The following is a 21,460-nucleotide window of genomic DNA, read 5'->3' on the forward strand; positions in this document are numbered from 1 at the left end:
GACAGCGCAGCCGAGTGGACGTTTCCGTCCGCCCGCCTTGTCGTTTCATATCAAATTTCTCGACGGCAGGTTGCGCCCTGCCGCCATCGATGTTTGCGGCCAAGACCGCGTGAAAGAAGACTATTTTGACCAACGAAAACACCTCAGCCGGTAACGCGATCTCGACCGGCAACACTGCGGACCTCACCGGTTTCGCAGCTCTTGGGATCACGGGCGCGCTGCTCAAGGCGACGCATGGCGCCGGCTTCACCGAGCCGAAGCCGATCCAGACGCAGGCGATCCCGCCGCAGATGGAAGGCCGTGATATCTTCGGCATCGCCCAGACCGGCTCGGGCAAGACCGCTGCCTTCGCGCTGCCGATCCTGTCGAAGATCATCGCGCTCGGCACCAAGCGCCGGGCCAAGACCACCCGTGCGCTGATCCTGGCGCCGACGCGCGAACTCGCCGTCCAGATCGAGGACACCATCAAGATCCTCGCCAAGGGCGCGCATGTCTCGACCGCTCTCGTGCTTGGCGGCGTCTCGCGCTTCAGCCAGGTGAAGAAGGTTGCGCCCGGCGTCGACATCCTGATCGCCACGCCCGGCCGCCTGACCGACCTGGTGCGCGAGGGCGACCTCATCCTCTCCGACACCAAATGGCTGGTCCTCGACGAGGGCGACCGCATGCTCGACATGGGCTTCATCAACGACGTCAAGCGGATCGCCAAGGCGACCGCGCCCGACCGTCAGACGGTGCTGTTCTCGGCCACCATGCCCAATGAAATCGCCGAACTGGCGAAGGGCCTGTTGAAGAACCCGATCCGCGTCGAAGTCGCGCCGCAGAGCACCGCTGCCGCCGAGATCGTGCAGGGCGTCGTCTTTGCCCGCACCAAGCAGAAGCGCCAGGTGCTGTCGACGATGCTCGCCGACGAGGCGATGAAGTCCGTCATCATCTTCTCGCGCACCAAACATGGCGCCGACCGGGTGACCAAGGACCTCGAACGCGACGGCTTCAAGGCCGCCGTCATCCACGGCAACAAGTCGCAGAACGCCCGCCAGAAGGCGCTCAACGATTTCCGCGAGGGCTCGGTGCGCATTCTCGTCGCGACCGATATCGCGGCGCGCGGCATCGACGTCCCCGGCATCAGCCATGTGGTGAATTTCGATCTGCCGGATGAGGCCGAAAGCTATGTCCACCGCATCGGCCGTACCGGCCGTAACGGCATGGACGGCATCGCCATCACGCTTTGCGATCCTTCCGAAAACAGCAAGCTGCGTCAGGTCGAGCGCATCATCCGCAGCAAGCTGCCGATCGTTGCCGACCATCTCGGCAGCCCGGATCCGGTGCGCAATCCGGCCGAAAAGAACGAGCGCTTCGAGCCCGCCAACGATCGCAACGACCGCAATGGCCGTCGCGACGGCAGGCGGCCCGGTGGCCAGAACAACGGCTTCGCCAAGAAGCGTTTTGGTGACAAGCCGGCCTTTGCGGGTGCAAGCGAGCGCAAGCCGGAAGGCGCCAAGGCCTTCAAGGGCAACAACAAGCGCCGCTTCGGCGGCAAGCGGCCCGCTGCGCGGGCTGCCTGATCAGACGAACCGGTCAGGCTCGTCGAGCCTGGCTTGATTGCTGACGATTGAATATGAGGACGGCCGGGGCAATGCTTCGGCCGTCCTTTTCGTTTAGGGCTGCCCGGTAATTGCCTTCACCCACACGACGATCCGCTGCGCCAGGAAAGCCGTGGTCGGGGGCGACAGCGCGTCGCCGGCAATGACGTGGTCGTCGGGATCGCCATTGTCGTCGACGGGCACCAGTTCATGCGGTGCGCCCCAGCGGCCGGCGATTTCGCGGGTGCGATCCTGGCGCACCACCTTGTCGGAATCCGAGAAGATGAACAGCGCCGGTATGGTTGCCTTCTCCACAGGCGCTGCGTAGGCAAGGTTGGTCAGCGCCGCCATCGGTAGCACAGCTGCCATTGGATATGTGTGCGTCCAGAGTTTCTCGTGCAGCGCGTTGCGGGTCGGAAAGCTGCGCTCCTTGCCGCCGACGAAATCGGCGATCTGCCTGCCCCAGGGCATGGTCAGCAGCTCGGCGCCTGAAGCCCTGATGCCAAAATTCGGCGAGATGAATGCGATTGCAGCGACGCCGTCCGATGCGCCAGGCTCAGTCGCCGCCCATGCCGCCAGCGATCCACCGGTCGAGGTGCCGATGACGATCACCTTGTCGCCGATGGCTCGGCCGATGGCGAGCGCCTCCTCATAGTCGTTGATCCAGGCATTGACGCTGCCTTGCGCCATAGCAGCGCCGTCCTGCCCATGACCGGTGAGGCGGGTGTAGAAAAGGTTGGCGTCGAGTTGGTCGGCGACCTCGTCGGCCAGCGGGCGAACCTCGCCCTTCGATGCCGAAAAGCCATGGATATAGACGATCGCCAATGGCGTCCTGGCGTGAACCATCGGATCGGCCCAGATGATTTCTTTCTCGAGCCCGTCGCGAACGTTGGGCACGGCAGCCTCTTCGCGCGCAATATACGCTTGCGGATCGTCGCCGATCACTTTGGGGTCGAAGCTGATTGTTGTGTCGACGGGAACGCGCGGACCAAGCAGGAGGGCCAAGACAAGGATGATGACGACGCCCAGCACCGCAAGCACGATCCGTCGCCCCATCTCAGACTCCACAACAATTCTAAAGCCTATGGCGGCCGGTGCAGTCAGGCAACAGCCGGACTGTGGACAGCTATTGGTTCGGCGGCTTGCGGTCGAAATTCAGCGGCCGCCCTGTCCAGCGGGTCGCCGTGCTGATGAACCACCGGCAGACTGGCCTTGGCAGCAGTGCCAGCACCTTCAGCCCCCAGCTCAGCCGGTGAGGGAAGGTAACCTCGAAGCCGCCATGCTCGATGCCGCGCAGCATGCGGCGCGAGGCGCGGTTGACCGGCATCAGTCCCGGCATCGGCAGCATGTTCTTTTCGGTCAGCGGCGTGTCGATGAAGCCCGGATTCATCACCTGGATCCGGACATTCATCTTGTCGAAATCGTATTTCAGCGACTCGGCCAAGATGTTGATCGCCGCCTTCGAGCCGCCATAGGCCGCCGTGGTCGGCCAGCCGAAATAGGCGGTAACCGATCCGACAAGCACAATATGGCCGCGCGCACGGATGCGCATGCGCTCCATGAGCGGGACGAGGCCATTGATGATACCGAAATAGTTGACCTCGAAGGTCTGGCGAAAGTCGCGGACCCTGAGGTCTTCGCCGGGCGTGGCGATGTAGTTGCCGGCGTTGAAGACGGCGAGCACGATCGGCCCGAGCTCCTTTTCAATCGCCGCCACCGTGCTTGCCATGCGCGGCTCATCGGTGACGTCGCAAGGGTAGGCGACGACACGTCCCGGCATCTGCGCCGTCTCGACGATGAGCGCGTCGAGTGGGTCGCCGTCGAGTGCGGTGACCGCGACGACAAAGCCCTTTGCCGCGAGGTCCTTGGCCAGCGCACGGCCGATGCCGCTGCTGCCGCCGGTTATCCAGGCGACGCCGTGCTTCGGGTTGGCCCGGTAAAGTGTCATTCTGCGCCCTGCCGATCTGTCATTAGTGCTCTAGCGGTGAAAAAATCGAATGAAAAGAGCGCTTTTCCGTACTGGTTGAAATGATCGTCATCGCGCGTTGTCCGGCCGCGGGAGATTGCAGTGCCCGAAATGCGACTGGACCAGGCGAATTCTTGCCTTGAAACGCAAGCTTCGGGTTTCTAGGGTCTCGCCGCAGCTACATAAGGAATCCCGGATGCCCCGTTCTGTGATCGAAGCGATCGGCAACACGCCCCTGATCCGCCTCAACAAGGCCTCGGAGCAGACCGGCTGCGAGATCCTGGGCAAGGCCGAGTTCATGAACCCCGGCCAGTCGGTCAAGGATCGCGCCGGCCTGTTCATCATCCGCGACGCCGAACAGCGTGGGCTGTTGAAGCCGGGCGGGGTCATCGTCGAAGGCACGGCAGGCAATACCGGCATTGGCCTGACGCTGGTTGCCAAGGCGCTGGGCTATCGCACAGTGATCGTTATTCCCGACACCCAGAGCCAGGAAAAGAAGGACACGATCAAGCTGCTTGGTGCCGAGCTGATCGAAGTGCCGGCGGTGCCTTACAAGAACCCCAACAATTACGTGAAACTGTCGGGGCGGTTGGCCGAGCAGATGGCGAGGTCGGAGCCGAACGGCGCGATCTGGGCCAACCAGTTCGACAACGTTGCCAATCGCGACGGCCATATCCGCACCACGGCGGAAGAAATCTGGATGCAGACCGGCGGCAAGGTCGACGGTTTCGTCTCGGCGGTGGGTTCGGGCGGAACGCTGGCCGGCGTCGCCTTCGGGCTGAAGGCCAAGAGCAGCAACGTCAAGATCGCGCTCGCCGATCCGCTGGGTGCGGCGCTCTATTCCTTCTACACCAGTGGCGAATTGAAGTCCGACGGCAGCTCGATCACCGAAGGGATAGGGCAGGGGCGCATCACGGCAAATCTCGATGGGTTCACGCCGGACTTCTCGTTCCAGGTGCCGGACGAAGAGGCGCTGCCGATCGTCTTCGACCTGATCCAGGAAGAAGGCCTGTGCGTCGGCGGTTCGACCGGCATCAACATTGCCGGCGCTATACGGATGGCGCGCGAGCTTGGCCCCGGCCACACCATCGTGACCATACTTGCCGACTATGGCACGCGCTACCAGTCGAAGCTGTTCAACCCGGAATTCCTGCGCGAGAAGAACCTGCCGGTGCCGGGCTGGATGGATGAGCGCAGCACAATTCCGGTGCCGTATGAGAAGGTCGCCTGATGGCGCACAGAACAGAAGCGCTGTTTCGCGACGACGCCTATCTCAGAGCGGCCGACGCCACCGTTGTCGCCATCAACGAGCGCGGCGGCATCATTCTCGACCGGACCATCTTCTATGCCACATCGGGCGGCCAGCCTGGCGATACCGGCACATTAGAGCGCGCCGACGGCACCCGCATCGCCATTGCCGCCACCATCACCGGCGAGACCAAGGACGAGATCATCCATGTGCCGGCGCCGGAGCAGCCGGCACCCGAGGTCGGCGAGCAGGTGAAACTCGCCATCGACTGGGAGCGGCGGCATCTCCTGATGCGCATGCACGCAGCTTGCCATTTGCTCACCGTCGTCTGTCCGTTTCCGATTACCGGTGCTGCGGTTTCCGAAGATGACAGCCGCGTCGACTTCGACGCTCCCGATGCCGGCTTCACCAGGGAAGACGTCACCGCCGGGCTGATGGAGCTGGTGCGGGCCGATCATCCGATCTTCGTCAGGCTGATCACCGACGAGGAACTGGCAGCCAATCCTGGCCTGGTGAAATCCAAGACTGTCCGGCCGCCCGCCGGCACCGGCAAGATCCGCCTGGTCTGCATCGGCGACAACGCTTCGATCGACAGCCAGCCCTGCGGCGGCACCCATGTCAAAAGCACCGGCGAAGTCGGTGAAATCCACATCGGCAAGATCGAGAAGAAGGGCCGCGAAAACCGGCGTTTTCGCATTCGCTTCGGACCGCCGCCGGTAGCTTGAACGAACCATGATCCCGAAAAGTGGAAGCCGGTTTTCGGGGAAGATCATGGTCAACAGGAAGCAATGCCTCGCCAAGGCGGAGCAGGAGAAGAACAATGGCCGATGACAGCCCTTTCACCGTCGATGCGGACTGGTTGCAGAGCCGTCTTGGCGAGCCCGGCCTGACGATCGTCGATGCATCCTGGTATCTGCCGGCGCAGAAGCGCGATGCGCGCGCCGAGTATGAGGCTGCGCATATTCCGGGCGCGCGATTCTTCGATCATGATGCGGCCTCCGATCCTGATGCCAAGCTGCCGCACACGCTGCCCTCGCCACAGCATTTCGCGCAATATGTAGGCGCCATGGGAATTTCGGCCGACGACACCATTGTCGTCTATGACGGTCCGGGTTTCTTCTCGGCGCCGCGCGCCTGGTGGATGTTCCGCGTCATGGGCGTGTTCCAGGTCTATGTGCTCGACGGCGGCTTCGACCGCTGGAAGGCGGCGGGCCGGCCGGTGACGGCGGAGCCGACCAAGATCGCGCCGAATGTGTTTCATGCCGATTTCGATGCCGCTCGCGTCGCCAGCCTTGCCGACATGCGCCGCATCGTCGAGACTGGCGAGAGCCAGATTGCGGACGCCCGAGGCGCGGGCCGCTTCACCGGCGCCGAGCCAGAGCCCCGCGCGGGTGTTCGCTCCGGCCACATGCCCGGCGCGCACAATTTGCCTTATTCGGCGCTGTCACAGGACGGCGCGCTGTTGTCGAAGGACCAGTTGCGCAAGGCCGTTGAGGATGCCGGTATCGATCTGTCGAAACCGGTCGTCACCTCTTGCGGTTCCGGCATCACGGCGGCTGTCGTCACTCTGGCGCTGGAGACGCTCGGCCACACCGACAACCGGCTCTACGACGGCTCATGGACGGAATGGGGCGGGCTGGCAGACACGCCCGTGGTGACGGGCAAGGAATGATGGCGATGGAAAATGGCGCGCTGGACGACATCGAGGTTACGGTCACGTTTCTGGAAATGCATGTGCCGCCGGCCTATTCGCTGCCGTTGCCCTACAACAGGCAGATCGCGCTGCTCAGGACCAAGGACATTCCGCTGCATTTCTACCGCTATCTGATGGATCGGGTCGGACGCAAATGGCACTGGGTCAATGTGCTGAGGCTGGACGATGACGAGCTTGCCGCCGGCATCCACCGCGAGGACCGCGACATCAGGGTGCTTTATCTCGACGGCGCGCCGGCCGGTTTCTTCGACCTCAAGCCGCATTTGCCAGAGGAAGTCGAGCTCGCCTATTTCGGCATGATGGAACATGCGACCGGGCAAGGCATCGGCCGTTGGTTCCTCGGTGCGGCGATTGCCGCAGCATGGTCGTATGGGCCGAAACGGGTAACGGTGCAGACCTGCACGCTCGACCATCCGGCTGCCTTGCCGCTCTACCAGAAGCTCGGTTTTGCGCCGGTGGCGCAAAAGAAGGAGACCGTGCATCCGCTGTCGTTCGCCGAGCGCTCGGCCAGCGTCATGCGGCCGTGACTTTCTCCGACTGAAGGCCGAACCGACCGTTCATGGCGAGGAATTCCTGCTCGTGCGGACCCAGGACGAGAACTGGCGCAGGCGCCGGGTGATGCTGCGCCGCTTCGACGATTTCATCCGCTGAGCCGGCGCGGGACCTGCCCAATGCCGAAGCAGTCCGGCCTGAGACTGGCCGGGCTGCTGACAGTTGACAGGAATCGGGTGGGAAGCACCTCGGCGGGGGCATAATTTCCGGTCAACCACACCGGAGATTTAGCCATGACCGTCCAGTTCAAAGCCTTGCCGACAGAAGATGTGAGAGCGCTGCAGCGCGGCGGGCCGGACGCCTACGGGCAAACGCCGGAGCGGAAGGTTTCAGATGGCGACGGGGTGCCGTGCCGGCATTGCCTGAGAAACGTCGCCGAAGGCGATGGCTATCTGATCATGGCCTATCGGCCGTTTCCGGCGTTGCAGCCTTACGCCGAGACAGGACCGATCTTCCTGCATGCGCAGGAATGCGAACGCGCAGCCGAGACAGAAGCGCTTCCAGAGATGCTTGAGAGCAGCGACTATATCGTGCGCGGCTATGGTGCGGATGACCGCATCGTCTATGGCAGCGGCGGCGTCATTCCGACTGGCGGCATTGCGGCGCGGGCAGAGACGCTGTTTGAGCGCGCTGACATCGCCTATGTCCACGTCCGCTCGGCGCGCAACAATTGTTATCAGTGCCGCATCGAGCGTTTCTGACAAAAAGATGCCCGCCGGTGGTCTGGCGGGCAGTTGGGAACCGTGTGACGGCTCGATCCGTCAAGTTGGCATCCCTGTCTGCGCATGCTTTTCGAATTGCGGATGTGAAGCACTTCACACAGCATCGCGATCCTCGCCGGCATGGCGACGCACGCCGATGGCGGTTGGGACTTGTCGTACTCCCGTCGCATTCTCTCGGTAAAAGACCAGCGTCGATGGATTGCCGACCGCGGATGAACCGGCGGGGATCTCGATGACCGAGGAAGCGGGGCTTTGGCTCCGCTTTTTTGTTGTCCGCCAGCCTGTTCAATTCCGGCGCCAGGAATTTGCGCAAAGAAAAAGCCCGCCGGAATTGACCGACGGGCCTTCGCCGTGTGTGTGTGCGGCGTTTAGTTGAATTTATACTTCGCGCCGACGCGAACGGTCTGGAAGGAAGGCTCGTCGGTGAGGAAGCCGTCCGAGCCGAAATCTTCTTTCTCATACTGCGAATAGCGGTATTCGAGACCAAGCGTCATGTTGCTGGAAACGGCCGTTTCCAGGCCGCCCCCGACCGAGAAGCCGCTCGAGCCCCAGTCGACGATGTCGCCAACGGGCGAGGAGGCATGCAGGTCGAAATGCTGCCAGCTGTAACCGCCGAGGACATAGGCCAGCGTCGATTCGTTGACCTTGGCGCCGATGCGGGCCAGGGCATCGAAGCCATAGTCGGCATCGCCCTTGATCGACCCACCCGGAATGTCCAGCTTCGAGCGTATGCCGGAATAGCGGGCGTCGACCAGAACGCCGGCGACCCAGCCGCCGAAATCATGGTCGTAACCGATGCTCGCCTCGCCGAACACGCCTTCGCCGCCGATGCCATCCAATTCGAGGGCGCTGGCGAGCGTCAGGTCATGCACCACGGTGCCGGCGCCAAGCGCGCCGCCGACATAGAAGCCGGTCCAGTTGTAGGTCGGAGCAGCAAACGAGGCCCCGCCGCCATTCTGGGCGCCGAAGCGGTAATTGGCCGCGATGTGGAAGGTGTGGCTGGACGGCTCGACATCCAGAGAGGTTCCCGGGCCGCCGATAATGCCGAGGTCAGCCACCGAGTCGTCGCCATAGTTGGCGTAGCGGTACTCGGTCTTAATCGTCCAGTTGCCGCGCAGCACGGTTTCCATGCCAACGCCGACGACATAGCCGCCACGGTTCTCCGTGAAATCAAGACCGTCGGCAAAGCCCGAACCCTCGAGCTTGAAATGGTTCCAAGTGTAGCCGCCGAGCACATAGCCGAGCGTACTGGGGTTCAAGAGATAGCCGGCGCGCAAGCCGACGTCGAAGCCATAAGCGTTCGTCAGGTCGATATCAGCGCCCGGAAGGCTGATCGACGGACCGATATTCCCGATGTTGGCGTCGATGAAGCCGCCGAGCAGGAAGCGTTCAGAGACCATGTAGTCGTAGCCGGCGGTCACTTCGCCAAACACGCCGTTGCCGCCGATGCCATTGAAGTCGAGAAACGGGTCGACGCTGATGCGGTGCACGGTGGCGCCGAAGCCGCCGCCGATGCCGACATAGGCGCCGCTCCAGTTGAAACCGGCAGGTTCTTCCACCGGCTGCACAACGTCGGCGGCATGCGCTACCGATATCAAAGCCATTGCCGAAACGGCGCCGAGAAGAACGGATTTAGCAGAAATAAACATTTTAGCCCCTTAGCATAGAACAAACCCGTCCGTGTTCTAACAGGATGCTCGTTAATATTGGAATGACAAAAATGTCACATCGACAGGCAAAAGCGCTGTCGAGAGGGGCTGCACCTTGCCCTGGAGCGGGCGTTTTGCGGTCTTGTAGCCAAGAAAAACCCGCCGGTACAACCGGCGGGTAAGGGAGGCAAAATGCCAGGTCAGGTCAGGCAGCCAGAACCACTTTCGGTTCGACCAGCTCATAGCCGAGTGCTTCGGCCACGGCGCGATTGGTGATCTTGCCCCTGTGGACATTGAGGCCGTTGCGCAAATGGTGGTCGTCGACCAGCGCCTTCAGGCCCTTGTCGGCCAGCTGCAGGCCATAATGCAGCGTCGCGTTGTTGAGCGCGTGCGCCGAGGTCACCGGCACGGCGCCCGGCATGTTGGCGACGCAGTAATGGATCACGCCGTCGACCTCATAGGTCGGCTCGGCATGGGTGGTGGCGTGCGAAGTCTCGAAGCAGCCGCCCTGGTCGATAGCGACGTCGACCAGCACCGAGCCCTTCTTCATGCCCGACAGCATTTCGCGGGTCACCAGCTTGGGTGCAGCAGCACCCGGGATGAGCACGGCGCCGACGACGATGTCGGCCGAGAAGCATTCTTCCTCAAGCGCCTCGACTGTGGAGTAGCGGGTGTGGACGCGGCCGGTAAAGAGGTCGTCCAGCTGGCGCAGGCGCGGGATCGAGCGGTCGATGATGGTGACGTCGGCGCCGAGGCCGACCGCCATGCGGGCGGCATGCAGGCCGACGACGCCGCCGCCGAGCACGGTGACCTTGCCGGGCAGCACGCCGGGCACGCCGCCGAGCAGCACGCCGCGGCCACCATTGGCCTTCTGCAGCGCGGTCGCGCCGGCCTGGATCGACAGGCGGCCGGCAACTTCCGACATCGGCGCCAAGAGCGGCAGGCCGCCGCGGTCGTCGGTTACGGTCTCATAGGCGATTGCGGTGACGCCGGACGCGAGCAGGCCCTTGGTCTGCTCCGGATCCGGGGCCAGGTGCAGATAGGTGTAGAGGATCTGGCCGTCGCGCAGCTGCGCCCATTCGTTGGGCTGCGGCTCCTTGACCTTGACGATCATGTCGGACTTGGCGAACACGTCGGCGGCGGTCCTGGCGATGGTGGCGCCGGCGGCGCGGTAGGCATTGTCATCGGCGCCGATGCCGGCGCCGGCGCCGCTTTCGACCAGCACTTCATGACCATGCGCGACATATTCGCGGACGGAGCCCGGCGTCAGGCCGACGCGGTATTCGTGGTTCTTGATTTCCTTGGGGCAACCGACGCGCATAGTCTTCTCCTGATCCGGCCCTTCGGGCTCGTTCCCTGTATCAACCGAGTGAACCACAAATCGTTGCGCAGGTGTTTGCGAATGCGCTTGCGCGGGGTCACGCGTTTCGATAATCGTTGCGCGAAATCAAGGAAATTTCGCAGGAATCACGAGAAATGCCGCTCGACAGGATCGATATCGCCATTCTCGAGGCACTGCAGAAGGATGGCCGCATACCCAATGCGGCGCTCGCCGAAAGGGTCGGCCTGTCGCAGTCGGCCTGTTCGCGCCGGCTCGACAATCTGGAGAAATCCGGCACCATCCGCGGCTATCACGCCCGGCTTTCGAATGCAGCGCTCGGTCACCAGATGACGGCGATCGTGCACATATCGCTGTCGGGACAGTTCGAAAAGACGCTGTCGGATTTCGAGGCGGCGATCAAGCGCTGCCCGAATGTGCTGTCGTGCCACCTGATGTCGGGCGAATACGACTATATCCTGCGCATCGCCGCCAAGGATCTGGTCGACTATGAGCGCATCCACAAGGAGTGGCTGTCGGCGATGCCGCATGTGACCAAGATCAACTCATCCTTTGCCCTGCGCGAGATCGTCGATCGGACCGCCATGGGAATGAAGCCGGAACTGGCTTAACGCCACAAACATACTCGGACGTCCTTCCCGATATAGCATGCGCCTTCGCGGCGAAGTTCTTCCCAGCGTTCATCACCGTGGGTGGCGCGAATGTCGGAGTTTGCATAGCCCGCCCAGACATCACCGTCCTTGTAGACATCCGCCCAGTAATCTTTAGACATTTCACCAGCGCCACTATGCGGATCAGGATAGTCGATCCCTGCAAAAACTTGCTTCGGTCCCTGGATATTGAAATCGCCGCCCTGCTCGATTTGATAAGAGCACCTTCCGGATATGCGGGTCTGACCGCCAACAACAAGCAGGCAGCGGCCCCATTTGTAGCCGCTCGGCAAACGATGCCGTGGTTGCGCATGCAAAGGCGAAAGGGAAAACGCAATTGCGAGGGTAATTGCTATGGTTCGTCCGATCATCTCGCCACCCGTTGCGAAGCCAATTCAAGAGCGGCTCGACACTGTTGGATCCGCCCGAAGCGCATGTCGAAGCGGTTCGCTGCAGCATGGTTCCCTTAAAGAGTATTTATCGACCACGTCGGATTTTTGTCACGTAACATTTGTGTTGCTACACGGCGGTCAACCGGCCTCGATGCGGCGATAAAGTGCTGCCCAAATGTGCTGTCCTGCCACCTGATGTCGGGTGAATACGACTACATCCTGCGCATCGCGGCGAAGCACCTCGTGGGCTATCAACGCATCCACAAGAAGTGGCTGTCTGTTATGCCGCACGTGATGAAGATCAGTTCGTCCTTTGCCTTGCGCGATTGTTGATCGCGCGGCGATGGAGAAGAAGCGGAGAGGCTTAGAAGCTGATTAGCGGAGTGCACGGAATTGTGCGTAAAATCAAATAAAGTGGATACTAGAAAAGCCGCTGAAGAGGTGAAGATAATCGCCGACAGTGCCAATGACATGGCCCGATTGATTGAGCTTCCGTCTGCAGGTGCGCTACACGCGCGCACCGGAGATCCGCTTGTCTTGCTGAAAATTCTGTTCAGTGTGTATCGCCGCATTCGTTTGTTGGCCGAGTATAAAGATGCCGGTAAGGCGGATATTCCTCAGTTGCCTGGGAATGACACCAACGGCGATCTTTTCTAAGCGTGATATTTATGAATATGTGCGATCACACGGAGGGTCTCTGAATCTCATCACGCTAGGCTTTTAATACCTCGGTCACCAGTTGGTCCATCGGGATGTCGTGCGGCTGCGGGTAGATGGTGGGGATGCGCTGCAGTTCGTAGCCGACGCCGATGACCAATGGCTTGAACGGCATGGCAGCCAGCGTGCGGTCGAAGAAGCCGCCGCCATAGCCCAGGCGGTAGTTTCGCGGGTCGATGCCGACGATCGGCGAGATGACGATGTCGGGCAGCACCGGGTCGCCTTCGGCGGGAATAGGGATGTTCCAGACGCCTTTTTCCAGCCGGTCGCCAGGCACATAAGCGCGGAAGATCAGCGGCTGGCCCTTCTCGATCACGATGGGCAGTGCCGTGCGGCCGCCGCGCTGGTTGATCGACGCCATCCACGACCGCAGGTCCGGCTCGCCGCGAAACGGCCAGTACAGGCTGACCATGCGGCCGGCAATGTCGCCGATTGCCGCGTCGAGGCCTTCGGTGATAGCCCGCGACATCGCCACCCGCGCATCGGCCGAAACCGCCAACCGTGCCGCGATCAGACGCTCGCGCTCGGCCTTGCGCCAACGGCGCACATCGGTCCAGTCGGTCAATGGCGCGCGAAATTCCGGATCGAGTTCGTGCATGAAGCAAGGCGGCGAAGAATATTGCGCCCGCCCTTTGCGATCTTTGTCATCGTCGTTGGCCATGCTTCACTCCCGTGGTTCCAGCCCCTGCAAGGCTATACCCGTCCAGGCTTGCCGACATAGGCATTCGCGACATCCGGCGACGAGTCCTGGGCAGCCTTACGCGCGGCAGTCTAGCGCGCCGCGACATTGTTGCGGTGCACAAAAATCACTAGATAAAGAGAGACAAACAGGGGTGAATGCGATGAGTGAAACCAGCCATCATGTCGTTGTCGTCGGCGCAGGGTTCGGCGGTCTCGAACTCACCCGGGCGCTGGCCGGCGCACCCGTGCGCATCACCATGGTCGACAAGCGCAACCATCACCTTTTCCAGCCGCTGCTTTACCAGGTGGCGACCACCTCGCTGGCGACCTCGGAAGTTGCCTGGCCGATCCGTCATCTGCTGCGCAAGCGCGAGGACGTGACGACCCTGCTCGGCAACGTCACCGGCGTCGACCGTCCAGGCAAACGCGTGCTGCTTGAGGACGGCAGTTCTGTTCCCTACGACACGCTGGTGCTCGCCACCGGCGCGCGTCATGCTTATTTCGGCCACGACGAATGGGAGCCTTTCGCGCCCGGGCTGAAGACGCTCGAATACGCAACCACCATTCGGCGGCGCATCCTGCTCGCCTTCGAGCAGGCCGAGCGCGAGACCGATCCGGCCAAGCGCCAGGCACTGCTGACACTGGTCATCGTCGGCGGCGGCCCGACCGGCGTGGAGCTTGCCGGCACCATTGTCGAACTCGCGCATGAAACGCTGCGCGGCGAATTCCGCAACATCGACACGCGTGAGGCGCGTGTGGTGCTGGTCGAGGCCGGAGACAGGATCCTAGCCAATTTCGCGCCAAAGCTGTCCGACTATGCGCGCAAGGCGCTGGAGCGGCGGGGCGTCACGGTCGAGCTTGGCCGCGCCGTCACGCGCCTCGATGCCGAAGGCGTCGTCTTTGGCGATACGCATCTGCCGGCGCGAACCATCCTGTGGGCCGCCGGCGTGGCGGCTTCCCCCGCGGGAGAGTGGCTGGGCGCGCCGGTGGACCGGGCGGGCAGGGTAATGGTCGAGCCCGATCTGACCGTGCCGAACAGTCCTGAAATCTTCGTCATCGGCGACACCGCGCATGTCTTGCGGCCGGACGGCAAACCGGTGCCCGGCGTGGCGCCCTCGGCCAAGCAGGAGGGCAAGCATGTCGCCGCGACGATCAGGGCGCGGCTGGCCGGCGATGGCGCGCCGCGGCCTTTCCGCTACAAACATGCCGGCGACCTGGCGACGATCGGCAAGTGGGCAGCCGCGATCGATTTCGGCTCGATCAAGCTCACGGGATGGCTTGCCTGGTGGCTGTGGGGCGTGGCGCATATCTACTTCCTGATCGGTTTCCGCAACCGGCTCTCGGTGTCGCTTAGCTGGCTATGGATCTATTTCACCGGCCAGCGCAGCGCGCGGCTGATCACCCAGGGCGACGATGACAAGGGCTGAGGTTCTCAACCGCGGCCAAGGATATTCATCCAGCCGTCACCTTTTGCTGATCGACTGACTTCCCGATGGACATGGCCGGTTTTCGGCGCGAAGCTTCCGCCCGGGGCTGGGATCTTGTCACGTCGCTGGGAAGGAAAACCAATGCCGCATCTCAATTACCCCGTCTCCCGCCGTAGTTTTCTTGCCGGTACGGCCGCCAGCGGGGCGCTGATCATGCTCCATCCGTTTTCCGCCCGCGCGCAGGCCAATCAGGCGCATCTGAGGATTATGGAGACCACCGACATCCATGTGAATGTGCTGCCTTACGACTGCTACGCAGACAAAGCCAACGACACGATGGGCCTGTCGCGGACGGCCTCACTGATCGCGGCGGTGCGCAAGGAAGCCACCAATGCGATGCTGATCGACAATGGCGATCTTTTGCAGGGCAATCCGATGGGCGATTACATCGCCTATGAGAAGGGCCTCAAGGAAGGCGATCTGCATCCGATCATGAAGGGCATGAACCTGCTGGGCTATGAATGCTCGACGCTCGGCAATCACGAGTTCAACTACGGCCTGTCGTTCCTCGACAAGGTGCTGGCCGGGGCCAATTTCCCGTTCGTCTGCGCCAATCTGATCCGCGGCACCGAGCTTGCCGCCAACCCGCGCGACGACAAGCTCTACCTCAAGCCCTATGTCATCCTCGACAAGAAGATCAAGGACGGGTCGGGCGCCGAGCAGCCGATCAAGATCGGCATCATCGGCTTCGTGCCGCCGCAGATCATGGTCTGGGACCTGAAGAACCTGGAAGGCAATGTCAGGACGCGCGATATCGTCGAGGCGGCCAGGGCCTGGGTACCGCAGATCAAGGAGGAGGGCGCCGACATCGTCATCGCGCTCTCGCATTCCGGCATCGATATCAAGCAGGGCGACGGCATGGAGAACGCCTCCTTCTTCGTCGCCGGCGTCGAAGGCATCGATGCGGTGTTCACCGGCCATCAGCATTTGGTCTTCCCCGGCAAGAAGGATTTTCAGGCGCTCGAAGGCGTCGACACCGAGAAAGGCACGCTGCAGGGCAAGCCCGCCGTGATGGGCGGTTTCTGGGGCTCGCATATGGGACTGATCGATCTGCTTCTGGAACGGGACGGATCGAAATGGCGCGTAGCCTCGGCCACATCGGAGGCAAGGCCGATCTACCAGCGCGTCGACAAGGCAAACAAGCCGACGGTGGCGGACGACCAGCGCGTCGTCGATGCGCTGAAGGCGGACCATGAGGCGACACTTGCCTATGTCCGCCGACCGGTCGGCAAGACCTCGGCGCCGCTCTATTCCTATTTCGCGCTGGTCGCCGACGATCCGTCGGTGCAGATCGTCAACCAGGCGCAGAGCTGGTACCTCAAGGACATATTGAAGAGCACGCAGTGGAAGGATGTGCCGCTGCTGTCGGCGGCAGCACCCTTCAAGGCCGGCGGGCGCAACGGCGCCGACTACTATACCGACGTGCCGGTGGGCGACCTCGCCATCAAGAACGTCGCCGACCTCTATCTCTATCCGAACACGGTGCGCGCCGTCGAAATCACCGGCGCGCAAGTGAAGGAATGGCTGGAAATGTCGGCCGGCATTTTCAGGAAGATCGAGCCGGGCAAGGCCGACCAGGCGCTCATCGACACCGAATTCCCGTCCTACAATTTCGATGTGATCGATGGCGTCAGCTACGGAATAGACCTGTCGCAGCTGCCGAAATACGATGCCAAGGGTGGCGTCGCCAATGCCGGCTCGAACCGCATCGTCGGCCTCAGCTTCGACGGCAAGCCTATTGATCCGGCAGCGAAATTCGTCGTCGCCACCAACAATTACCGCGCCGGCGGTGGCGGCAATTTCCCCGACATCAATGCCTCGAAGATCATCTACGAGGCGCCGGACACCAACCGCGACGTGATCGTGCGCTACGTCGTCAGCGAAGGCACGATCAATCCCTCGGCCGACGACAATTGGTCGTTCACGCCGCTGCCCGGCACCAGCGTCGTGTTCGAGACCGGCCCCAAAGCGAAGGATTTTATATCGGGAGTGAAATCGCTCAAGATCGAGCCGGCCGGCGAGGGCGAATCCGGGTTTGCGAAGTATCGCATCCTGCTTTGAGGCAACGTGCAGCTAACAGGGAAAACGAGCGGGCATACGCCCGCTCAATCACGCTTCGGATCAGGCCTTGTAGACCACCTGGCGCACGTCGATGTAGCTGGCCCTGAAGCCGGCTTCGCAATAGTGGAGATAGAATTCCCAAAGCTTCTTGAAGCGGTCGTCGAAGCCGAGCGGGACGATCTTTTCCCACGACGCCCAGAAGCGGTTGCGCCATTCGGCAAGCGTGCGGGCATAGTCGTCCGGAAAGACGCGCTCGCGCAGATGGGCAAGGCCATGGTCGCTGCCCAGCGTCTTCAGGATCGACGGCGTCGGCAGCATGCCGCCTGGGAAGACATAGCGCTGGATGAAATCCGGCCGCGCCCGATAGGTGTCGTAAGCGGCCTCGTTGATGGTGATGATCTGCAGGCCGGCGGTGCCGCCGGGCCTCAGGCATGCCTTCATCTTGCCGAAAAATACCGGCCAATATTTTTCGCCGACCGCCTCGAACATCTCGATCGAGGCGATGCGGTCGTAAGTGCCCGTTTCGTCTCGGTAATCCTGCAGCTTGATGTCGACCTTGTCAGACAGTCCCGCCTTCTGGATGCGCGCCTTGGCGAAATCGTGCTGTTCGCGGCTGATGGTCAGGCCGGTGACGCGGCAGCCGATCTCGCGCGCGGCAAATTCGGCAAAACCACCCCAGCCGCAGCCGATCTCGAGCACATGGTCCTTCTTGCCGATACCCGTATCCTTGGCCAGCGCGCGGTATTTGGCGGCCTGAGCGCTTTCCAGGTCGTTGGCGCCGGTCGCATAGAGCGCCGACGAATAGGTCATGCTGGGATCGAGCCATTGCTTGTAGAAGGCGTTGCCGAGATCGTAATGCGCCGAGATGTTGCGCTTCGAGCCTGTGCGGGTGTTTTCGTTGAACCAGTGGCGGATGCGCTGGACCGTGTTGATGAGCCAGCTGGCGCCGCCGGCAATGCGTTCGCCAACGGCCGAGTTGACGACGAACAGTTCCAGGAAGCTGGTTACATCAGGGCTTTCCCAGTCGCCGTCCATGTAGGATTCGGCAACGCCGATGGTGCCGCCGGAAAAGGCACGGCCGGGCAGGCGCCAGTTCTTCAACACCAGCTCGGCATCCGGCCCGGGTCCGTTGCCGCCGACAAGCACCGCCCGGCCATCCGGCATCCTCACCTTCAGCGAACCGCGCGGCAATTTCATCGCCGCCGACAGCACCATGCGCGCCTTGGCCGGCAGGCCCTTGACGATCTCGGCGAAATTGAGTTCGTCCAGCCTGATGGCGTCGCCGATGCCTTTGTATTCCCTGACAGCCATCTCACACCCCCCTGGACTTCCGCGGGGGCGGCGCAAGATCTGCCGGCCTCCACATCCTCCACTTTCATTCGCCAGGCGCGAACGCCGTAGCCTGCTTAAATTTTCGCCACAATCTTCCATGGCATTGGCCGAAACTTCAAGAGGCAAGCTTCGTGCGGCGCTGGCCCAGCTTGCCGGCCTGAGGCCAGAATCCGCGGGAGAGCGCGGCCCTCGGCGAAATCGCTATGGTTACGAACAGCCACATACGTTAGTTTCAGCCATGCGTTATGTCATCGTCATCGTCGCCATCGCCTTTTTCCTGATCTGGGACGGCCTCTACAATCAGGGCCGCTATCTCGACACGACGGTCAGGGAGATGTCGCGCGTCGTGCGCTACGTCACCGGCGGGGCCTAGCTTTTGCGCCTCTGCAAAGTCGCCTGCCGGCGTTGCCGGGCGCGACATCGTGGCGGTTGACGCGACGGTCCCGCTCACACAAAACATGCCGCAAATCGAACGTGGAGGCAGGCGTGATCCGGCATATCGTTTTCTTCAGCGCGCGGCGCAAGGACGATGTCGAGGCCGTGCGTACGGGCTTGCTCACACTGGGCAAGATCCCGCATTCAAGCCTCTTCGAGGTGACGCTCAACACCAAGGTCGATCCGCTGTCGGATGCGATCGACGTGGTCGTCTATGCCGAGTTTGAGGATGATGCCGCGCTTGCCGCATACAAGGCGCACCCGCTCTATGCCGAGACGACCAGCCGGGTCAAACCCTTGCGCGAATTGCGCTATTCGGCCGATATCGTGGCGACGGCCTGATCGGGCCGGCAAGAGGCCTTGAACCAATTTCGGGAATGATGCACACCGCGCCGGCATGACCAGCACGACCCATCCGCTTGACCATCTGGTGCTGCCGACGGCGAGCCTCGCCGTGGCGTGGGCGCGGCTGACATCGCTTGGCTTCGTCGTCGCGCCAACCGGCGTTCATCCCTTTGGCACCGAAAATTGCTGCGTCTTCCTTGCCGACGGCACCTATCTCGAACCGCTAGCGGTTGGGAATGAACAGGTGGCAGCGAGTGCGATCGCCGGCGGCAATGTCTTTGTCGCGCGCGACCGCCTCTATCGCGCCAGGCTGGGCGATGAGGGCTTTTCCGCCGTGGTGCTGGCCACCGATGATGCCGATGCGGATCATGCGCGCTATGTCTCGGTCGGTCTGTCGGCGGGGGACGTGCTGAGCTTTTCCCGCGCCTTCACCGACACGGCCGGAAAGAGCGACATGGCCTCGTTCAAACTGGCTTTCGCCGCCGGCGCCGAGACGACGGACGCCTTTCTGTTCGCTTGCGAGCGGATCAACGCCCCTCAAATCGACCGTACGGCACTGCAGGCCCATGCCAACGGCGTGACCGGCATTGCCGAAGTCGTTGCGGTCAGCGATGTGCCTTCCACACAGATCAGCCTGATCTCGACAGTGGTTGGCTCGGAGCAGCAGAGCAGCGCGGTCTTCGACCTGCCGAATGCGCGTCTGACCGTTCTGGATCCTGCGGCTTTCACCGCGCGCTTCGACATTCCGGCCGGTGCGCCGACAAGAGTTCGCTTCGCCGCGATTGTCTTTTCAGTCCGCAGTGTCGGCGCTGTCGCGAGGCTGCTTGCAGACAACGCCGTCGGGCACGATATAGCGGGCAACGAAATCGTCGTGCAGCCGGCATCCGGACAGGGCGCGGCTTTCATCTTCCGGGAGACCCCATGAGCAAGCCGCAAGGGCTCAATTCGCTGGCGCCGAATTCGTCGGTAACCGTCGGCAACGTCGTCTTCGACAACAGCGGGCCCTTGGCGTTGATCGCCGGCCCGTGCCAGTTCGAATCGCGCCAGCACGCTTTCGACATGGCCGGCGCGCTGAAGGAACTGACCGGCAAGCTCGGCATCGGCCTCGTCTACAAGACCAGCTACGACAAGGCCAACCGCACCTCGCTGTCGGCAACGCGCGGCGCCGGCATGGACGCGGCGCTTCCGGTGTTCGACGAGTTGCGCAAGGAATTTTCGGTTCCCATTCTGACCGATGTCCACACCGAGGAGCAGTGCGCGATCGTCGCACACCATGTCGATGTGCTGCAGATTCCGGCCTTCCTGTCGCGCCAGACCGACATGCTGGTCGCCGCCGCCAAGACCGGCAAGGTGATCAACGTCAAGAAGGGGCAGTTCCTGGCGCCCTGGGACATGAAGAACGTGGTGGCCAAGATCACCGGCTCCGGCAACCCCAATGTGCTGACCACCGAGCGCGGCGCTTCCTTCGGCTACAACACGCTGGTGTCGGACATGCGGGCTTTGCCCGTGATGGCCGAGATCGGCGCGCCGGTGATTTTCGACGCCACCCATTCGGTGCAGCAGCCGGGCGGGCAGGGCGGTTCCTCCGGTGGCGAGCGCCGCTTTGTCGAGACGCTGGCGCGGGCTGCCGTTGCCGTCGGCGTCGCCGGCGTGTTCATAGAGACCCACCAGGATCCCGACAATTCGACCTCCTCCGACGGGCCCAACATGCTGCCGCTGAAGGACATGCCGGCGCTGCTCGAAAGACTGATGGCATTCGACCGCATCGCCAAGAATGCTGCTGACCTGAACCGAGGCTGATGGTTTCGGCTATGGCGCGCGCGCTGCCCTGCTTGTGGAAGGCATAAGCCGGCTGTAGGCTCGCTGCTGCAAATGAGCGTCTTGGCAGGAGGAAGCCATGTCCGTCGCCCGCGTCACCGAAATCACGTCGTCGTCGAAAAAGAGCTTTCAGGACGCCATCGAGAAGGGGATTGAGCGCGCCTCAAAGACCCTGAAGAACGTGGAAGGCGCCTGGATCCAGGACCAGAAGATCGTCGTCGAGGACGGCAGGATCGCGGCCTATCGCGTCAACATGAAGGTGACGTTCATCCTCGCGGAGTAACCGCCCGCCGCTCGAAAAACGGGAACTTTCGCCCGCGCACCTCATTGTCAAAGTATCGATCAACGACATGAGGAGCAGCAGCCATGACCACCCAGACAGGCCACACCGAAGCCATCGCCGCTTCGCGCGTCATCGGCACGTCGGTCTACAACACCGAAGGCACGAGCATCGGCAGCATCGAGGACATCATGCTCGACAAGACGTCGAACGGCATCATGTTCGCGGTGATCGGGTTCGGTGGATTTCTCGGCATTGGCGAGAAGTATCACGCCATTCCGTGGGCGAGCCTCGACTATGACGAGGACAAGGGCGGCTATGTCGTGCCGTTCTCGAAGGAGCAGCTGAAGGCAGCACCCGCCTATTCGATCAATGAACTGGCCGGCGCCGATGGCGAGGCCGCACGTGATGCTTCCTATGATTACTACAAGGTCACGCCGTATTGGCATTGATCAGCTGCGCTGACGCCTGACGTGAAAAGGCCCCCGAAT

Annotated in this window: 23 protein-coding genes and 1 pseudogene; 17 read left to right on the forward strand and 7 right to left on the reverse strand. The window is 62.4% G+C overall.

Features of this window, described 5'->3' with window-relative positions:
• Positions 1-125 precede the first annotated feature (125 nt).
• Positions 126-1,562, forward strand: a complete 1,437-nt coding sequence (locus NKJ64_RS09505; protein ID WP_031193338.1) for a DEAD/DEAH box helicase — start codon at positions 126-128, stop codon at positions 1,560-1,562.
• 93 nt (positions 1,563-1,655) lie between these two features.
• On the opposite strand, the gene NKJ64_RS09510 is transcribed toward NKJ64_RS09505, so the two are convergent.
• Both NKJ64_RS09510 and NKJ64_RS09515 read right to left on the reverse strand, forming a co-directional pair.
• Positions 1,656-2,636, reverse strand: a complete 981-nt coding sequence (locus NKJ64_RS09510) for an alpha/beta hydrolase (protein ID WP_023830001.1) — start codon at positions 2,634-2,636, stop codon at positions 1,656-1,658.
• 70 nt (positions 2,637-2,706) lie between these two features.
• Positions 2,707-3,528 (reverse strand): SDR family oxidoreductase, encoded by an 822-nt coding sequence (locus NKJ64_RS09515; protein WP_023698793.1) that lies wholly within the window; start codon positions 3,526-3,528, stop codon positions 2,707-2,709.
• Between the two features lie 214 nt (positions 3,529-3,742).
• On the opposite strand from NKJ64_RS09515, the gene NKJ64_RS09520 reads away from it, so the two are divergent.
• From NKJ64_RS09520 to NKJ64_RS09545, 5 genes are all read left to right on the forward strand, one after another.
• The gene (locus NKJ64_RS09520; protein WP_023830002.1) at positions 3,743-4,777 is read left to right on the forward strand and encodes a cysteine synthase A; all 1,035 of its coding nucleotides are present in this window, start codon (positions 3,743-3,745) and stop codon (positions 4,775-4,777) included.
• Positions 4,777-5,520 carry an alanyl-tRNA editing protein gene (locus NKJ64_RS09525; protein WP_023821351.1) on the forward strand — a complete coding sequence of 248 codons (744 nt, stop codon included), beginning with the start codon at positions 4,777-4,779 and terminating at the stop codon, positions 5,518-5,520. Before NKJ64_RS09520 ends, NKJ64_RS09525 begins: the two co-directional genes overlap by 1 nt.
• A gap of 95 nt (positions 5,521-5,615) precedes the next feature.
• Entirely contained in the window at positions 5,616-6,467 is an 852-nt protein-coding gene (gene sseA, locus NKJ64_RS09530; protein WP_023691267.1) for a 3-mercaptopyruvate sulfurtransferase, read from the forward strand.
• A gap of 5 nt (positions 6,468-6,472) precedes the next feature.
• Positions 6,473-7,036: a GNAT family N-acetyltransferase gene (locus NKJ64_RS09535; protein ID WP_023830003.1), complete on the forward strand. Its 564-nt coding sequence runs from the start codon at positions 6,473-6,475 to the stop codon at positions 7,034-7,036.
• Between the two features lie 258 nt (positions 7,037-7,294).
• A complete protein-coding gene (locus NKJ64_RS09545; protein WP_023736671.1) occupies positions 7,295-7,762 on the forward strand; it encodes a DUF1203 domain-containing protein in 468 nt (155 codons plus the stop codon).
• 389 nt (positions 7,763-8,151) lie between these two features.
• Here NKJ64_RS09545 and NKJ64_RS09550 read toward each other — a convergent pair whose 3' ends face one another.
• Positions 8,152-9,432 (reverse strand): outer membrane protein, encoded by a 1,281-nt coding sequence (locus NKJ64_RS09550; protein WP_352462424.1) that lies wholly within the window; start codon positions 9,430-9,432, stop codon positions 8,152-8,154.
• 205 nt (positions 9,433-9,637) lie between these two features.
• The gene (gene ald / locus NKJ64_RS09555; protein WP_023688436.1) at positions 9,638-10,753 is read right to left on the reverse strand and encodes an alanine dehydrogenase; all 1,116 of its coding nucleotides are present in this window, start codon (positions 10,751-10,753) and stop codon (positions 9,638-9,640) included.
• Between the two features lie 155 nt (positions 10,754-10,908).
• Between ald and NKJ64_RS09560 the strand changes: the two genes are divergently transcribed.
• Positions 10,909-11,382, forward strand: coding sequence for an Lrp/AsnC family transcriptional regulator (locus NKJ64_RS09560; RefSeq protein ID WP_023668897.1), 474 nt, complete (start codon positions 10,909-10,911; stop codon positions 11,380-11,382).
• Here NKJ64_RS09560 and NKJ64_RS09565 read toward each other — a convergent pair.
• Positions 11,379-11,792 carry a hypothetical protein gene (locus tag NKJ64_RS09565; protein WP_155922397.1) on the reverse strand — a complete coding sequence of 138 codons (414 nt, stop codon included), beginning with the start codon at positions 11,790-11,792 and terminating at the stop codon, positions 11,379-11,381. The two genes, NKJ64_RS09560 and NKJ64_RS09565, sit on opposite strands and share 4 nt — an antisense overlap.
• Before the next feature lie 171 nt (positions 11,793-11,963).
• Between NKJ64_RS09565 and NKJ64_RS09570 the strand changes: the two are divergent.
• Both NKJ64_RS09570 and NKJ64_RS09575 read left to right on the forward strand, forming a co-directional pair.
• Positions 11,964-12,146, forward strand: a pseudogene (locus NKJ64_RS09570) (Lrp/AsnC ligand binding domain-containing protein); the annotation flags it as partial.
• A 60-nt stretch (positions 12,147-12,206) separates the two neighbouring features.
• Positions 12,207-12,470, forward strand: a complete 264-nt coding sequence (locus tag NKJ64_RS09575) for a hypothetical protein (RefSeq protein ID WP_156940696.1) — start codon at positions 12,207-12,209, stop codon at positions 12,468-12,470.
• A 55-nt stretch (positions 12,471-12,525) separates the two neighbouring features.
• Here NKJ64_RS09575 and NKJ64_RS09580 read toward each other — a convergent pair whose 3' ends face one another.
• On the reverse strand, positions 12,526-13,191 hold the full coding sequence (locus tag NKJ64_RS09580; protein WP_023696081.1) for a 5-formyltetrahydrofolate cyclo-ligase: 666 nt from the start codon (positions 13,189-13,191) through the stop codon (positions 12,526-12,528).
• 181 nt (positions 13,192-13,372) lie between these two features.
• Here NKJ64_RS09580 and NKJ64_RS09585 point away from each other — a divergent pair, with 181 nt between their 5' ends.
• Positions 13,373-14,638 carry an NAD(P)/FAD-dependent oxidoreductase gene (locus tag NKJ64_RS09585; RefSeq protein WP_352462425.1) on the forward strand — a complete coding sequence of 422 codons (1,266 nt, stop codon included), beginning with the start codon at positions 13,373-13,375 and terminating at the stop codon, positions 14,636-14,638.
• A gap of 141 nt (positions 14,639-14,779) precedes the next feature.
• Entirely contained in the window at positions 14,780-16,759 is a 1,980-nt protein-coding gene (locus NKJ64_RS09590; RefSeq protein WP_352462427.1) for a bifunctional 2',3'-cyclic-nucleotide 2'-phosphodiesterase/3'-nucleotidase, read from the forward strand.
• Between the two features lie 60 nt (positions 16,760-16,819).
• On the opposite strand, the gene NKJ64_RS09595 is transcribed toward NKJ64_RS09590, so the two are convergent.
• Positions 16,820-18,070: an SAM-dependent methyltransferase gene (locus NKJ64_RS09595; protein ID WP_023696084.1), complete on the reverse strand. Its 1,251-nt coding sequence runs from the start codon at positions 18,068-18,070 to the stop codon at positions 16,820-16,822.
• 259 nt (positions 18,071-18,329) lie between these two features.
• Here NKJ64_RS09595 and NKJ64_RS09600 point away from each other — a divergent pair, with 259 nt between their 5' ends.
• The 6 genes from NKJ64_RS09600 (at position 18,330) to NKJ64_RS09625 (ending at position 21,421) form a co-directional block, all read left to right on the forward strand.
• A complete protein-coding gene (locus tag NKJ64_RS09600; RefSeq protein WP_023696085.1) occupies positions 18,330-18,464 on the forward strand; it encodes a hypothetical protein in 135 nt (44 codons plus the stop codon).
• 113 nt (positions 18,465-18,577) lie between these two features.
• Entirely contained in the window at positions 18,578-18,868 is a 291-nt protein-coding gene (locus tag NKJ64_RS09605) for a Dabb family protein (RefSeq protein ID WP_023696086.1), read from the forward strand.
• Between the two features lie 55 nt (positions 18,869-18,923).
• Positions 18,924-19,796 (forward strand): VOC family protein, encoded by an 873-nt coding sequence (locus NKJ64_RS09610; protein ID WP_352462428.1) that lies wholly within the window; start codon positions 18,924-18,926, stop codon positions 19,794-19,796.
• The gene (gene kdsA / locus NKJ64_RS09615) at positions 19,793-20,671 is read left to right on the forward strand and encodes a 3-deoxy-8-phosphooctulonate synthase (RefSeq protein WP_027050832.1); all 879 of its coding nucleotides are present in this window, start codon (positions 19,793-19,795) and stop codon (positions 20,669-20,671) included. The genes NKJ64_RS09610 and kdsA overlap by 4 nt, the downstream gene beginning before the upstream one ends.
• A gap of 97 nt (positions 20,672-20,768) precedes the next feature.
• Entirely contained in the window at positions 20,769-20,972 is a 204-nt protein-coding gene (locus tag NKJ64_RS09620; protein ID WP_023668908.1) for a dodecin family protein, read from the forward strand.
• A gap of 83 nt (positions 20,973-21,055) precedes the next feature.
• Positions 21,056-21,421, forward strand: coding sequence for a PRC-barrel domain-containing protein (locus tag NKJ64_RS09625; protein ID WP_023668909.1), 366 nt, complete (start codon positions 21,056-21,058; stop codon positions 21,419-21,421).
• Positions 21,422-21,460 lie beyond the last annotated feature (39 nt).

This window comes from Mesorhizobium sp. M0062 (assembly GCF_040323125.1).
In the GTDB taxonomy this organism is placed as follows: Bacteria; Pseudomonadota; Alphaproteobacteria; order Rhizobiales; family Rhizobiaceae; genus Mesorhizobium.

What these genes read in the sequence shown, in the direction of transcription:
- NKJ64_RS09510 (WP_023830001.1), bottom strand. Translation starts at nt 2,636, where the DNA reads ATGGGGCGACGGATCGTGCTTGCGGTGCTGGGCGTCGTCATCATCCTT.
- NKJ64_RS09515 (WP_023698793.1), bottom strand. Translation starts at nt 3,528, where the DNA reads ATGACACTTTACCGGGCCAACCCGAAGCACGGCGTCGCCTGGATAACC.
- NKJ64_RS09520 (WP_023830002.1), top strand. Translation starts at nt 3,743, where the DNA reads ATGCCCCGTTCTGTGATCGAAGCGATCGGCAACACGCCCCTGATCCGC.
- NKJ64_RS09525 (WP_023821351.1), top strand. Translation starts at nt 4,777, where the DNA reads ATGGCGCACAGAACAGAAGCGCTGTTTCGCGACGACGCCTATCTCAGA.
- sseA (WP_023691267.1), top strand. Translation starts at nt 5,616, where the DNA reads ATGGCCGATGACAGCCCTTTCACCGTCGATGCGGACTGGTTGCAGAGC.
- NKJ64_RS09535 (WP_023830003.1), top strand. Translation starts at nt 6,473, where the DNA reads ATGGAAAATGGCGCGCTGGACGACATCGAGGTTACGGTCACGTTTCTG.
- NKJ64_RS09545 (WP_023736671.1), top strand. Translation starts at nt 7,295, where the DNA reads ATGACCGTCCAGTTCAAAGCCTTGCCGACAGAAGATGTGAGAGCGCTG.
- NKJ64_RS09550 (WP_352462424.1), bottom strand. Translation starts at nt 9,432, where the DNA reads ATGTTTATTTCTGCTAAATCCGTTCTTCTCGGCGCCGTTTCGGCAATG.
- ald (WP_023688436.1), bottom strand. Translation starts at nt 10,753, where the DNA reads ATGCGCGTCGGTTGCCCCAAGGAAATCAAGAACCACGAATACCGCGTC.
- NKJ64_RS09560 (WP_023668897.1), top strand. Translation starts at nt 10,909, where the DNA reads ATGCCGCTCGACAGGATCGATATCGCCATTCTCGAGGCACTGCAGAAG.
- NKJ64_RS09565 (WP_155922397.1), bottom strand. Translation starts at nt 11,792, where the DNA reads ATGATCGGACGAACCATAGCAATTACCCTCGCAATTGCGTTTTCCCTT.
- NKJ64_RS09580 (WP_023696081.1), bottom strand. Translation starts at nt 13,191, where the DNA reads ATGGCCAACGACGATGACAAAGATCGCAAAGGGCGGGCGCAATATTCT.
- NKJ64_RS09585 (WP_352462425.1), top strand. Translation starts at nt 13,373, where the DNA reads ATGAGTGAAACCAGCCATCATGTCGTTGTCGTCGGCGCAGGGTTCGGC.
- NKJ64_RS09590 (WP_352462427.1), top strand. Translation starts at nt 14,780, where the DNA reads ATGCCGCATCTCAATTACCCCGTCTCCCGCCGTAGTTTTCTTGCCGGT.
- NKJ64_RS09595 (WP_023696084.1), bottom strand. Translation starts at nt 18,070, where the DNA reads ATGGCTGTCAGGGAATACAAAGGCATCGGCGACGCCATCAGGCTGGAC.
- NKJ64_RS09600 (WP_023696085.1), top strand. Translation starts at nt 18,330, where the DNA reads ATGCGTTATGTCATCGTCATCGTCGCCATCGCCTTTTTCCTGATCTGG.
- NKJ64_RS09610 (WP_352462428.1), top strand. Translation starts at nt 18,924, where the DNA reads ATGACCAGCACGACCCATCCGCTTGACCATCTGGTGCTGCCGACGGCG.
- kdsA (WP_027050832.1), top strand. Translation starts at nt 19,793, where the DNA reads ATGAGCAAGCCGCAAGGGCTCAATTCGCTGGCGCCGAATTCGTCGGTA.
- NKJ64_RS09620 (WP_023668908.1), top strand. Translation starts at nt 20,769, where the DNA reads ATGTCCGTCGCCCGCGTCACCGAAATCACGTCGTCGTCGAAAAAGAGC.
- NKJ64_RS09625 (WP_023668909.1), top strand. Translation starts at nt 21,056, where the DNA reads ATGACCACCCAGACAGGCCACACCGAAGCCATCGCCGCTTCGCGCGTC.